Genomic DNA, 12,855 nt, shown 5'->3' on the forward strand with positions numbered 1-12,855 from the left:
GAACAAAAACTGACCTTGGGATTGTGCTTAATTCGCTGTTATTAAGTGTTAGAATACTCTTTTTAAGCAATGGATAAAACTGGAATATGGCAAAACGTAAAACTGCTTATGTGTGTTCTGACTGCGGGGCCGAGTTTCCTCGATGGCAAGGGCAGTGTTCGGAGTGTAAAGCGTGGAACACGATAAGTGAGTTTGTGGTTGCAAGTGCTAAAAGTGTCGCGCGCCAAACTACATCAGGGTATGCAGGGCAAACCGCCGCCAAAATCGAAACCTTAAACGCAATAGATTTGGAATCGCTTCCACGTTTTTCTTCAACGTTTAAAGAGCTGGATAGAGTGCTAGGTGGTGGCATTGTCCCTGGTGCAGCTATGCTAATCGGTGGGTCGCCAGGTGCAGGTAAAAGTACACTTTTACTCCAAGTGATGTGTCAGATGGCAAAAAGCGAAACTGCACTTTATGTGACAGGGGAAGAGTCTCTTCAGCAGGTTGCAATGCGAGCTAAGCGTTTAAACCTTCCTGACGATAAATTGATGATGTTAGCCGAAACTAACGTGGAAACCATCTGCGATTTAGCGCTTACGAAAAAGCCTAAAATTATGGTTATCGACTCTATTCAGGTCATGCATGTGTCAGATGTTCAATCTGCGCCGGGCAGCGTATCCCAAGTAAGGGAAAGCGCGGCGTATTTAACGCGCTTTGCCAAACAAAATCACATTGCCATGTTTATTGTTGGCCACGTAACGAAAGACGGTAACTTAGCTGGCCCAAAAGTACTTGAGCACTGTATCGATAGCTCAATGATGCTGGAAGGGGAAAGTGATGGTCGTTACCGTACTTTGCGCAGCCACAAAAACCGCTTCGGTGCAGTAAACGAGTTGGGTGTATTTGCCATGACGGAAAAAGGTTTGAAAGAGGTAAGTAATCCTTCAGCTATTTTCTTAAGTCGTGGTGAAAATGAAACGCCAGGGTCGAGTGTTATGGTCATTTGGGAGGGCACCCGACCGTTACTTGTTGAAATACAAGCGTTAGTGGATTATTCGCAGATGTCTAACCCAAGACGGATAGCTGTAGGCCTAGATCAAAATCGTTTGTCCATGCTGTTAGCAGTACTTCACCGTCACGGTAATGTACAAATGAACGACCAAGACGTATTTGTGAACGTAGTAGGCGGTGTACGCGTCTCTGAAACCAGTGCAGACTTGGCGTTATTACTGGCGATGATTTCCAGCTTTAGAAACCGTTCATTACCGCGAGACTTGATCGTGTTTGGTGAAGTGGGGCTAGCCGGTGAAATTCGTCCGGTTCCCAATGGAACAGAGCGCATTATTGAAGCAGCAAAACATGGCTTTAAACGCGCTATTGTGCCTAAAGCCAACGCGCCGAAACAAGCTATTAATGGCATGAAAGTCGTGCCCGTGGCTCGACTTTCTGAAGCATTAGATGCCTTGGAATAAAGCGAAAGGCATTAATGTTAAAGCGGTCGGAAAGGCGCAAGAAGACCAACGAATACGGCTTTTTGCGCAGTCAAAGGGAACAGGCTTTTTTGAAGCCTTACGAAGACTTGTAGTATTTTTATAGTTTAGTTTGGCGCTTGATAAACCGCATTAACCAGCGCATTAAGATCTTTATCTTCAATACTAGCATCATCGCTGTTTAAGGTGATTAAACGGCGAAGGGCGCTTATGCTTTCCACATCCATACGCTCTACTTTACACCCCAATGAAACTAGCTCCTGTCTGCTGTCCGCGTGACGATATAACTGTGAGATTAAAAGGGTGATAACGGGGCTGTCTTCATTTGCTTGGAAGGTAGCAACATAAGGTTCATGGCTGTCGAAAGGTAGGTTTGATAATGCGGTTTCCGTTGCTTGGAGTTTTATGCCCTGCAGAGACACGTCGCTAACTACCACATCAATACTGTTGTCATTATGTGCCAGCTTGCCGTTTACATTAAGTGATACCCGTTGGAATTGGCGTTTGTCTGTCATTACTCATATACCTAATGTTTGTCTATGCCCTCAGTATTGGCTAATTCGCACTTGTTCGCAACGAAAAGCCGCCAAATAAAAAAGCCGCTATCGTTGATAGCGGCTTTTAGTGTCAATTCAGAGTTATAACACACTACATATCTGATTTTGTGTTATTTAGACATGCGCTTATATTTGAGGCGATGGGGTTCAACCACATCTTGCCCAAACTCCTGCTTCAACCAGCTTTCGTAGTCAGAGTAGTTACCTTCGAAGAAGTTGATATTACCCTCGTCGCGGTAATCCATGATGTGCGTTGCCACGCGGTCTAGGAACCAACGGTCGTGCGAGATAACCATGGCGCAGCCAGGGAATTCCAGCAACGCGTTTTCCAGGGCTCGAAGGGTTTCAACGTCTAGGTCGTTGGTTGGCTCATCCAGTAGCAACACGTTGCCGCCTGCTTTAAGCAGTTTCGCAAGGTGAACACGGTTACGCTCACCACCTGACAAGTCTTTGATGAATTTCTGCTGGTCAGTGCCTTTGAAGTTAAAGCGGCTACAGTATGCGCGGCTGTTAATTTCAAAGTTACCAATGCGGATAATGTCTTGTTCGTCAGAAATTTCTTTCCACACAGTGTTTTCTTCGTTCATGTGGTCGCGGAACTGTTCTACCGCAGCAATCTGAACGGTATCACCTAAATCTATGTTGCCTGAATCAGATTGCTCAGCGCCAGTAAGCATTCTGAACAAGGTTGATTTACCCGCACCGTTAGGGCCAACAATACCCACGATTGCACCTTTCGGTACTTTAAACGTTAAATCATCAATTAATACTCGATCGCCATAAGACTTTTTCAGATTACTTACTTCAATAACTTTGTCGCCTAAGCGTTCGCCTGGTGGAATGAAAAGCTCGTTAGTTTCGTTACGCTTTTGGTAATCGCTGGTAGATAGTTCTTCGAAACGGGCCATACGGGCTTTACTTTTAGCATGACGACCTTTCGGGTTTGAGCGCACCCACTCAAGTTCCTGTTTCATGCTCTTCATACGCGCTGTTTCGGTACGTTCTTCTTGCTCTAGTCGGTTTTCTTTTTGCTCCAACCACGAAGAGTAGTTTCCTTCCCATGGAATACCTTCACCTCGGTCAAGCTCTAAAATCCAACCCGCAACGTTATCAAGGAAATATCTATCGTGGGTAATAGCTACCACAGTACCTTCATAATCGTGAAGGAAGCGCTCTAGCCACGCCACTGATTCTGCGTCCAAGTGGTTAGTTGGTTCGTCAAGAAGCAACATTTCAGGTTTTTCTAAAAGTAAGCGGCAAAGGGCAACGCGGCGACGCTCACCACCAGATAGTTTGCTAACGTCCGCATCCCAAGCTGGTAGGCGAAGGGCATCTGCAGCGCGCTCTAGGGCATTTTCTAAGTTGTGGCCATCTTTCGCTTGAATGATAGCTTCTAGCTCACCTTGCTCTTTAGCTAGGGCGTCGAAATCAGCGTCTGCTTCTGCATAAGCGGCATAGACTTCGTCTAGGCGCGTGAGTGCGTGCTTAACATCCGCTACAGCTTCTTCGATATTGCCACGAACATCTTTGGTTTCGTCAAGCTGAGGTTCCTGTGGAAGGTAGCCCACCTTTAAACCTGGTTGAGGACGTGCTTCACCTTCGATGTCGGTATCTACGCCGGCCATAATGCGAAGCAAGGTAGATTTACCTGCACCGTTTAGACCTAGCACACCAATTTTGGCGCCTGGGAAAAAGCTAAGTGAGATATTTTTTAGAATGTGTCTATTAGGTGGGACGATTTTGCCCACGCGATGCATACTGTAAACGTATTGCGCCATGCTGTATCCTCGCTGAATAAGCGGTGAAAAATAAAAAAGTGATTGTGGTCTATTCTACTCGTAACAGGGTAGTTTGTGCCAGTTACTTACGCTTAGGTATTTGCGCTTGGCGATATTTTAATCACTCATTCCAAAAAGATCGATTTATGCATCGGTTGGTGAGTTGATTTAAGGTAAACTTGTGTTTTATAAGCATGAGTAAACATGGGCTTTAGGGTGAGCTACTGATCTAGTAAAAAGCAATAAAGAACCCAAAGCGATAGACTCAATACTATTCATATTTCTGAACAGGCAATTAAGATGACCGCTATGAATAAACGCATATATAGTCTGGATGAGCTCGCCAAGCATGTAGGTGGGGAAGTGCAGGGTGATGGCAATATCACTATTTCTGCGGTTGGCACACTCTCTGGTGCAGCATCGCATCAAATTTCGTTTCTGACCAACCCTAAATATAAACCACAGTTGAAAGGTACAAATGCAGGTGCAGTTATTCTGCACGAGAGCCTTAAAGGTGACAGCCCAGTGCCTGCTTTAGTTGTGGCAAACCCTCATGCAGCCTTTGCGCTCATCGCTCAATTATTCGATACCACGCCAGCGGTTGCTACAGGCATTGCTGAGTCAGCGGTTATTGCGCCGTCTGCACGTATCGGCAGTGATGTATCGCTAGGACACAACGTTATCATTGAAGATAATGTGGTGCTGGGCGATAGAGTCACGGTTGGCGCTAATACCGTTATCCGTAGAGGCACGCACATTGGAGAAGGCTGTACTATCCATCCAAATGTGACCATTTATCACGACGTGGTTATTGGCAAGCGCGTGACTATTCATAGTCAAACTGTAATTGGAGCCGCAGGCTTTGGTTACGCAAACGATAAAGGTGTATGGATCCCTATTCCGCAAACTGGCTCAGTTCGTATTGGTGACGACAGTCAAATTGGTGCGAGCAGCAGTATTGACCGCGGCGCTATGGAAGATACGATTTTAGGCACCAACGTTATTATTGATAACCAAGTACAAATTGGCCACAACTGTATTATCGGTGATCATTCATGTATTTGCGGCGCTACAGGTATCGCCGGCAGTTGTCATATTGGCAAACACGTTATTATCGGCGGTGGAGTTGGCATCAACGGTCACATTAGCATTTGTGATAACGTTCAGGTGACTGGTTATACCATGATTGTACAAGATATCACTGAACCAGGCGTTTATTCTTCAGGCCAGCCAGCACAAACCAACCGTGATTGGCGCAAAAATACGGTTCGCCTTGCCAAAATTGGTAGTTTATTTGACCGTGTTAAAGCCCTTGAAAAACAGGTCTGATCTCGCGCTGGCGCAGGTATTACGTTAAACCTTTGCCATTTATATTAATTTGGTCATAAAGCGGTATACAAGTAACCGAAAATGACTAGAATATGGCTCGAATTTGAGCAATCAGTGCGTAACGCCATATAAAAACCGCAGTTAAGGAGCCCCCATGTTTTCTCGCGAAATGAATATAGCCGACTTCGATCCTGAATTAGCCGATGCAATGTCTAAAGAGGTTGAGCGTCAAGAACATCACATTGAGCTAATTGCCTCTGAGAACTACTGTAGTCCACGTGTAATGGAAGCACAGGGTTCGCAGCTTACTAACAAATACGCTGAAGGCTATCCAGGCAAGCGTTACTATGGTGGTTGTGAGCACGTAGACGTTGTTGAGCAACTAGCTATCGACCGTGCAAAAGCGCTATTTGGTGCAGACTACGCAAATGTTCAGCCACACGCTGGTTCACAAGCAAACTCAGCTGTTTTCATGGCATTACTTGACGCGGGCGATACGGTACTAGGTATGAGCCTTTCTGAAGGTGGTCACCTTACTCACGGTTCGCACGTAAACTTCTCTGGTAAAACCTACAACGCTGTACAGTACGGGTTAAACAAAGAAACGGGCGAAATTGATTATGCTCAAGTGGAAGCGCTAGCTAAAGAGCACAAGCCGAAAATGATTATCGGTGGTTTCTCTGCGTATTCAGGTGTTGTTGATTGGGCTAAATTCCGCGAAATCGCAGATAGCGTGGGCGCATACTTGCTTGTAGATATGGCGCACGTAGCAGGTCTAGTAGCAGCTGGCGTTTATCCAAACCCGCTTCCTCATGCTCATGTGGTAACTACGACTACTCACAAAACCCTAGCGGGTCCGCGTAGTGGTTTGATCCTATCGTCATGTGGCGATGAAGCGATTTACAAAAAGCTAAACAGCTCTGTATTTCCGGGCAACCAAGGTGGCCCACTTTGCCACGTAATTGCAGCTAAAGCGGTTGCCTTTAAAGAAGCGCTACAACCAGAGTTTAAAGTGTATCAGCAGCAGGTTGTTGCAAACGCGAAAGCTATGGTTGCTGTAATGCAAGAGCGCGGTTATAACATCGTTTCTGGCGGTACTGACAACCACTTGTTCCTACTTGATCTAATCGACAAGGACATTACGGGTAAAGATGCAGACGCGGCGCTAGGCGCAGCAAACATCACGGTAAACAAAAACTCAGTGCCAAATGATCCGCGTTCACCGTTTGTAACCAGCGGCCTTCGTATCGGTAGCCCAGCAATTACTCGCCGAGGTTTCAAAGAAGATCAAGCTAAGCAAGTAGCAACATGGATTTGCGACATTCTAGATAACATGGGCGATGAGTCAGTTATTAAGCGTGTTCAAGACGAAGTGGTTGCTCTTTGCGCACAATTCCCTGTTTATAAATAAATAGGTTTGTGTTTTATTGCGTACTTTGGTACTAATGCTGGACTAACTAGTCTAGGTTCAATTTAAATACCTAAGTACGCAATATTTAAGGAATATTCATGTTTTGCCCGTTTTGTTCAGAACAAGAAACAAAAGTTATTGATTCTCGTTTGGTTGCAGAAGGGCAGCAAGTGCGTAGACGCCGTGAATGTATGGTGTGTCACGAGCGCTTTACGACCTTTGAAAGTGCTGAGCTCGTCATGCCCCGCGTGATAAAGCGCGATGGTTCACGTGAACCATTTAATGAAGATAAACTTCGTGCAGGCTTGCAACGCGCACTTGAAAAGCGCCCTGTTAGCACTGAAAAAGTTGAACAGTGCATCCTTTCACTGAAGTCACAGTTGCGTGCAACGGGGGAACGTGAGGTGAGTAGCGAATTGCTCGGCAACCTCATAATGAAAGCCCTAAAAGAACTCGACAAAGTTGCCTATGTCAGGTTCGCCTCTGTTTATCGTTCCTTCGAAGACATTCGTGAATTTGGAGAAGAAATAGCGCGATTAGGGGACTAGGTCGGGCACACCCAAAACCTCAGGCACTTAGGGCTACAACAGGAATCCAAGTGAACCACGATACGGTTAAAAATGATTATTTTTGGATGGCGAAAGCCATTCAGCTTGCCCAACAAGGGCGCTATACCACTTCTCCTAACCCCCGCGTTGGTTGTGTGATTGTTGATGAAAACAATCAGCTATTAGGTCAGGGATATCATATCCAAGCTGGCACTCCTCACGCCGAAGTACACGCATTAAGACAAGCATCTAAAGCACGAGCGCAAGGCGCAAAAGGCGCGACAGCTTACGTTACCCTTGAGCCATGCAGTCATTTTGGCCGCACACCGCCTTGTGCGGTGGCTTTGGTTGAAGCAAAAGTGGCGCGAGTGGTTATTGCCATGACCGACCCTAACCCAAACGTATGCGGTAACGGTATCAGCATCTTACAAGAGGCGGGTATTGAGGTGGTCAGCGATGTGATGGCTGCAGAAGCTGCAGCATTAAACCCCGGATTCATCAAACGCATGCTTACTGGCAAGCCTTTCGTTCGCGTGAAATTAGGCATTAGCCTGGACGGGAAAATAGCCCTTCAAAATGGTGTAAGTCAGTGGATTACTGGACCCGAGGCAAGGCGAGATGTGCAGCGCTATCGCGCGCAAAGCTGTGTAGTGTTAACGGGCTCCGGGACGGTAAAAGCGGATAATCCTAGCCTGTTGGTGCGAGAAAAAGAGGCTCAGTTTGAAGACTATCCTCTAGAGCACATCCGTCAACCAGCTCGGGTTGTTGTCGATGGCATGAGCAAGCTTAGTCGAGACTACACGTTATTTAACGACGGCAATACTACCTTAACGGCTACTTCGCAGCCCCACCCAGATACGGCAACAAAACACTATCTTTCGGTAGATGAAAAAGACGGTAAGCTCAACTTACATTCGCTAATGTCGGCATTAGGCGATAAGCAGTATAATGAAGTATGGGTGGAAGCGGGCCCAGGGTTAGCCGGTGCATTGCTGCAAGAGAGGCTGGTGGATGAGCTAATTTGTTACCAAGCGCCTAAGCTTTTAGGTGAAAAGGGAATAAGTATGGTTAATTTGCCAGCGTTTACGTCATTAAATGAATGTATTTCGCTTTCGCTTATTGAAAATCGTCAGGTGGGGAACGATATTAAGCTTATCTTTCGCCCTGATGTTAGCAACACTCGTGGTTAACGCGATTAAAGAGGAACTTTATGTTTACTGGAATTATTCAAGCGCTAGGTACAATTAAAAAGCTTGATAACCGAGGCAACGATATTCGCCTTACCGTTGCGTCACCTACGCTTGATATGTCTGATGTCGCACTTGGCGACAGTATCGCGACCAATGGTGTTTGCTTAACAGTGACTGATATGGGCCCTGACTATTATTGCGCGGATGTATCGGCAGAGACCATTAAATTAACTGGCTTTGCACATTACAGTGCAGGCTCAACCGTTAATCTTGAAAAAGCGATGCGCCCTAGCGACCGTTTAGGTGGTCATATTGTGTCAGGTCACGTGGACGGCGTGGGCGAGGTTACGCAAATTATCAAACACTCAGACTATGTCGAGTTCTGGGTAAAAGCACCTGAAGCACTAGCGAAATACATTGCGCACAAAGGCAGTATCACCGTCGATGGCATCAGCTTAACCGTTAACGAAGTCAACGGCGCAGAATTTATGCTTTGGATTATTCCTCATACGTTACAAGAAACAATTATGGGAAGCTATAAGGTGGGCACAGCGGTAAACCTAGAGGTTGATGTTATTGCGCGCTATTTAGAGCGATTAATGCTAGGCGATAAAGCCGCAGAGCCTACAACTAAAGGCATCGACATGGCATTTCTTGCCGAGAACGGATTTTTAAGAAAATAACCCTACAAGAAGCACACAACATGGCATTTAACACTACACAAGAAATAATTGAAGACATTCGCCAAGGTAAAATGGTTATCTTGATGGATGATGAAGATAGGGAAAACGAAGGTGATTTAATCATGGCGGCTGAGCATGTCACGCCAGTAGCCATTAACTTTATGGTTACCCACGCCCGCGGCTTGGTGTGTTTGCCGATGACCCAAGAGCGATGCCGCACGCTAAATCTTCCTTTGATGGTTGATAAAAACGAAGCGCAATTTTCTACCAACTTCACTGTGTCTATTGAAGCTGCAACTGGCGTTACCACTGGTATCTCAGCGGCCGACCGTGCGACAACAATCAAAGCTGCTGTAGCGAAAGACGCGAAAGCGACAGATATTGTGCAGCCTGGTCATATTTTTCCATTAATTGCGAAAGACGGCGGCGTACTGAATCGCGCAGGTCACACCGAAGCAGGTGTAGACTTGCCGCGTTTAGCAGGATTAGAGCCAGCTGGGGTTATTGTAGAAATTCTTAATGAAGACGGCACTATGGCTCGCCGCCCTGAGCTAGAGAAGTTTGCGGCAAAACACAACCTTAAAATTGGCACCATTGCTGATTTAATTGAATATCGCAATCTCAATGAAACCACCATACAGAAGGTTGCTCAGTGCAATATGCCAACCGAGTATGGTGACTTTGAGCTTCACACGTTTAAAGACAGCATCGACAACCAACTTCATTTCGCACTTAAAAAAGGCGAAATTAAAGAAGATGAGCCGACGCTTGTTCGTGTTCACCTACACAATACGTTTAGTGATCTTCTTGGGTCTACCCGCGGTATTCATCGCTCGATGACACTTGCAGATGGCATGCGTAAAATTTCAGAAGATGGTGGCGTATTGGTGCTATTAGGCAAGGAAGAGCATATTGAGAGCCAAGTACGCCGCTTTGCAGCAGAAGATAGAGGCGAACGCCCAGCTGGCGCCGACTGGCAGGGGTCGTCACGCACTATTGGTGTGGGCAGCCAAATTTTAGCGTCAATGGGCGTTCACAAAATGCGACTTCTTAGTAAGCCAATTAAATATCATGCACTTTCAGGCTACGGCCTTGAAGTTGTAGAGTACGTGCACGACTAGCACTTGGTACAAGCTCTTTGTTGAATCTCTTGGCGCACAAAAATAGCGCTATTGACGCGAGGGTTTGATGAACTAGAGTGGGACAGCAGGCTCGGTTGTGAACCCTCCACCGCATGGATGCGGTGGCGGAGCGTACAGGGATGTATTTACCGCGTGTTCACAACCGAGCCTGTTGGCCCAATCCACTCGCGTCAAAAATACGAATGTAAGTTAAAGAAACAATCGATTTAGTTTGGGCGTAGTTGTGGTATACTTCGCGCCGTTTTTTCTCGAGGAATGAATCCATGCAGGTAATTGAAGGTAATATCAGAGCAACCGGTAAGAAGTTTGCTATCGTTGTATCACGCTTTAATAGCTTTGTTGTTGAAAGCTTACTAGAAGGTGCGTTAGACACGCTAGAGCGTCACGGTGAAGTAAGCGATGACGATATCACGGTAGTACGTGTACCTGGTGCTTACGAGTTACCTGTCATTGCTAAGAAATTAGCTGAGAAGAAGTCATTTGACGCCATCATCGCTCTTGGTGCAGTTATTCGTGGCGGCACGCCACACTTTGATTTCGTAGCAGGCGAGAGCAACAAAGGTCTTGCGCAAGTATCACTTGAATACGGCGTACCTGTATCATTTGGCGTAATCACAACAGATTCAATTGAACAAGCTATCGAGCGTTCGGGAACCAAAGCGGGCAATAAGGGTGCAGAAGCTGCACTTGGCGCGCTAGAAATGGTTAACGTTATCGATGCTGTTGAAAAGCTTTAAGGTAAACATTAAGTGAAAGTTTCAGCTCGTCGTAAAGCCCGTGAACTCGCCCTTCAAGGTGTGTATTCATGGCAAATGAGTCACAACGATATTCAGCAGGTTGAACTGGCGCTAGCCACCAGTAACGACATGCAAAAGGTAGACATGGCGTATTTCCAAGCGTTGCTTCGCGGTGTTGCACACAACGCAAGTAAACTTGATGCAACCATCAAGCCTTATCTTGGCCGTTTGCCAGAAGAGTTAGACGCTATCGAAAAAGCCATCTTGCGCATTGCGACGCTGGAACTCACTGAGCGTATCGACGTACCTTACCGCGTAATTATTAATGAAGCGATTGAGCTAGCTAAGGCATTTGGTGCTGAAGAAAGCCATAAGTTCATTAATGGTGCACTGGATAAAGCAGTGCGCACGTTGCGCAAAGACGAGCGCGACTAACCTTACCGTGGCGGCATGGATTGCCGCTAAAAGGGTTTAAAAATTACCGTGAAAGAATTTGATCTTATCGGCCGCTATTTTTCAAACAGTGGCCACAAACGCAAAGACGTTGTTATTGGTATTGGTGATGACTGTGCTGTAACAACGGTTCCTGAAAACCAACAACTTGCCGTTACTACAGATACCCTTGTCGCAGGCGTGCACTTTTTAAAAGATGCACCGGCTAAGTCTGTAGCCTACAAAACCGTTGCTGTTAATTTAAGTGACCTTGCCGCTATGGGGGCTGAGCCCGCATGGATCAGCTTGTCTTTGTCACTGCCTGAAGTAGATGAAGCATGGTTAGATGACTTTGTATCTGGATTGTACGAGCTTACTCAGTACTATTCTGTTCAGCTTATCGGTGGCGATACAGTAAAAGGCCCTATGGCGTTTACTATTACTGCACAAGGTTTTATTCCGCCGGGTTCGGAACTAACGCGCAGCGGCGCGAAGCCGGGTGATTGGCTTTATGTTACCGGAACACTAGGTGATGCAGGAGCGGGCTTAGATATTCTGCAAAAAAATCTCAGCGTAAGTGGTGAAGCGAAAGATGTTTTGGTTAATCGCCATTACTTCCCAACACCTCGTGTTGCTGTGGGTACGGCGATTCGTCGTATTGCAACGTCTTGCATTGATATCTCCGATGGCTTGATTTCAGATTTAGGGCACATTTTAAAAGCGTCTAATTGCGGTGCGAATGTTCATGTAGATCGTTTACCGCTATCACGAGCACTAACAAGTGCAGTCACACCTGAACAAGCTATTGAATATGCATTATCTGCTGGTGATGACTACGAACTTATTTTTACTGTAAGTGAAGAGCAGCGCGGTAGCCTTGAAACTTCGTTGGCAAGTACGAATGTAAAAGCCACGTGTATTGGCCAATTAACCGGGCATAGCGGTTCACTTTCGTTGCTGAAAGATAATGAAAAGTATACGCCAGCTAATGCTTCTGGCTACGAGCACGCCTTTTAGGCAAACCACATCTTACAATAGTAAATAAAGGAAGAAGCATGCAGGCGGAATATCGCGCTAGAGTGAGTATGAAAAATCCAGTTCATTTTCTCGCACTCGGTTTTGGTAGCGGGCTTGTTCCTTTTATGCCAGGTACATTTGGCTCGCTTGCTGCACTACCGCTTCTTGTAGCGTGCAGCCAGATCTCAGTGGTTTCCTTCATCGCGCTTACGCTGATATTTTCAGTAGTAGGTATCTATCTATGTGGCAAGACCGCAGACGATATGCAGGTACACGATCACGGCTCTATTGTGTGGGATGAAATAGCGGGCATGTTTATCACCTTTCTATTTGTACCTATCTCAGCGTCATCTTTACTCGTGGGCTTTGTTCTGTTCAGACTTTTCGATATCTTAAAGCCTTGGCCAATAGGTATTATCGACAAGCGCTTACACGGCGGTACAGGCATTATGCTGGATGATATTCTTGCTAGTGCCATGGCATGCGGCTGTTTACATTTATTAATGGTGTTCTGGCCAGCAGCTCTGGCGTTGTTCTAGCTAAAAGTGAAGATTCAAGG

13 protein-coding genes are annotated in these 12,855 nt (G+C 46.2%); 11 read left to right on the forward strand and 2 right to left on the reverse strand.

What is annotated here, in order from left to right; translation table 11 throughout:
* Positions 1–86: 86 nt before the first annotated feature.
* Positions 87–1,454 carry a DNA repair protein RadA gene (gene radA, locus ACXAGK_RS08225; protein ID WP_461851788.1) on the forward strand — a complete coding sequence of 456 codons (1,368 nt, stop codon included), beginning with the start codon at positions 87–89 and terminating at the stop codon, positions 1,452–1,454.
* A 125-nt stretch (positions 1,455–1,579) separates the two neighbouring features.
* Here the strand turns inward: radA and ACXAGK_RS08230 are convergent, their stop codons facing one another.
* Positions 1,580–1,987, reverse strand: coding sequence for a PilZ domain-containing protein (locus tag ACXAGK_RS08230; protein ID WP_474855537.1), 408 nt, complete (start codon positions 1,985–1,987; stop codon positions 1,580–1,582).
* 152 nt (positions 1,988–2,139) lie between these two features.
* Positions 2,140–3,807, reverse strand: a complete 1,668-nt coding sequence (gene ettA / locus ACXAGK_RS08235) for an energy-dependent translational throttle protein EttA (RefSeq protein ID WP_474855539.1) — start codon at positions 3,805–3,807, stop codon at positions 2,140–2,142.
* Positions 3,808–4,107: 300 nt separating this feature from the next.
* Between ettA and lpxD the strand changes: the two genes are divergently transcribed.
* From lpxD to ACXAGK_RS08285, 10 genes are all read left to right on the forward strand, one after another.
* A complete protein-coding gene (gene lpxD, locus ACXAGK_RS08240; RefSeq protein WP_474855541.1) occupies positions 4,108–5,136 on the forward strand; it encodes a UDP-3-O-(3-hydroxymyristoyl)glucosamine N-acyltransferase in 1,029 nt (342 codons plus the stop codon).
* Positions 5,137–5,290: 154 nt separating this feature from the next.
* Positions 5,291–6,547, forward strand: a complete 1,257-nt coding sequence (gene glyA, locus ACXAGK_RS08245; RefSeq protein ID WP_474805825.1) for a serine hydroxymethyltransferase — start codon at positions 5,291–5,293, stop codon at positions 6,545–6,547.
* 98 nt (positions 6,548–6,645) lie between these two features.
* Complete coding sequence (gene nrdR, locus ACXAGK_RS08250) at positions 6,646–7,095, forward strand: transcriptional regulator NrdR (protein WP_012517538.1); 450 nt, start codon at positions 6,646–6,648, stop codon at positions 7,093–7,095.
* Positions 7,096–7,145: 50 nt separating this feature from the next.
* Positions 7,146–8,285 carry a bifunctional diaminohydroxyphosphoribosylaminopyrimidine deaminase/5-amino-6-(5-phosphoribosylamino)uracil reductase RibD gene (ribD, locus tag ACXAGK_RS08255; RefSeq protein WP_474855543.1) on the forward strand — a complete coding sequence of 380 codons (1,140 nt, stop codon included), beginning with the start codon at positions 7,146–7,148 and terminating at the stop codon, positions 8,283–8,285.
* Positions 8,286–8,305: 20 nt separating this feature from the next.
* Positions 8,306–8,968, forward strand: coding sequence for a riboflavin synthase (locus ACXAGK_RS08260; RefSeq protein ID WP_474805827.1), 663 nt, complete (start codon positions 8,306–8,308; stop codon positions 8,966–8,968).
* A 20-nt stretch (positions 8,969–8,988) separates the two neighbouring features.
* Positions 8,989–10,089 carry a bifunctional 3,4-dihydroxy-2-butanone-4-phosphate synthase/GTP cyclohydrolase II gene (gene ribBA / locus ACXAGK_RS08265; protein ID WP_474855545.1) on the forward strand — a complete coding sequence of 367 codons (1,101 nt, stop codon included), beginning with the start codon at positions 8,989–8,991 and terminating at the stop codon, positions 10,087–10,089.
* Positions 10,090–10,373: 284 nt separating this feature from the next.
* Positions 10,374–10,847 (forward strand): 6,7-dimethyl-8-ribityllumazine synthase, encoded by a 474-nt coding sequence (ribH, locus tag ACXAGK_RS08270; protein WP_025255832.1) that lies wholly within the window; start codon positions 10,374–10,376, stop codon positions 10,845–10,847.
* Positions 10,848–10,859: 12 nt separating this feature from the next.
* Positions 10,860–11,282: a transcription antitermination factor NusB gene (nusB, locus tag ACXAGK_RS08275; protein ID WP_012518940.1), complete on the forward strand. Its 423-nt coding sequence runs from the start codon at positions 10,860–10,862 to the stop codon at positions 11,280–11,282.
* Positions 11,283–11,330: 48 nt separating this feature from the next.
* Positions 11,331–12,296 carry a thiamine-phosphate kinase gene (gene thiL / locus ACXAGK_RS08280; RefSeq protein WP_474805829.1) on the forward strand — a complete coding sequence of 322 codons (966 nt, stop codon included), beginning with the start codon at positions 11,331–11,333 and terminating at the stop codon, positions 12,294–12,296.
* 38 nt (positions 12,297–12,334) lie between these two features.
* Complete coding sequence (locus ACXAGK_RS08285) at positions 12,335–12,835, forward strand: phosphatidylglycerophosphatase A family protein (protein ID WP_474855547.1); 501 nt, start codon at positions 12,335–12,337, stop codon at positions 12,833–12,835.
* The last annotated feature ends 20 nt before the right edge of the window (positions 12,836–12,855 follow it).

Source organism: Alteromonas sp. ABM1_013 (assembly GCF_056160505.1).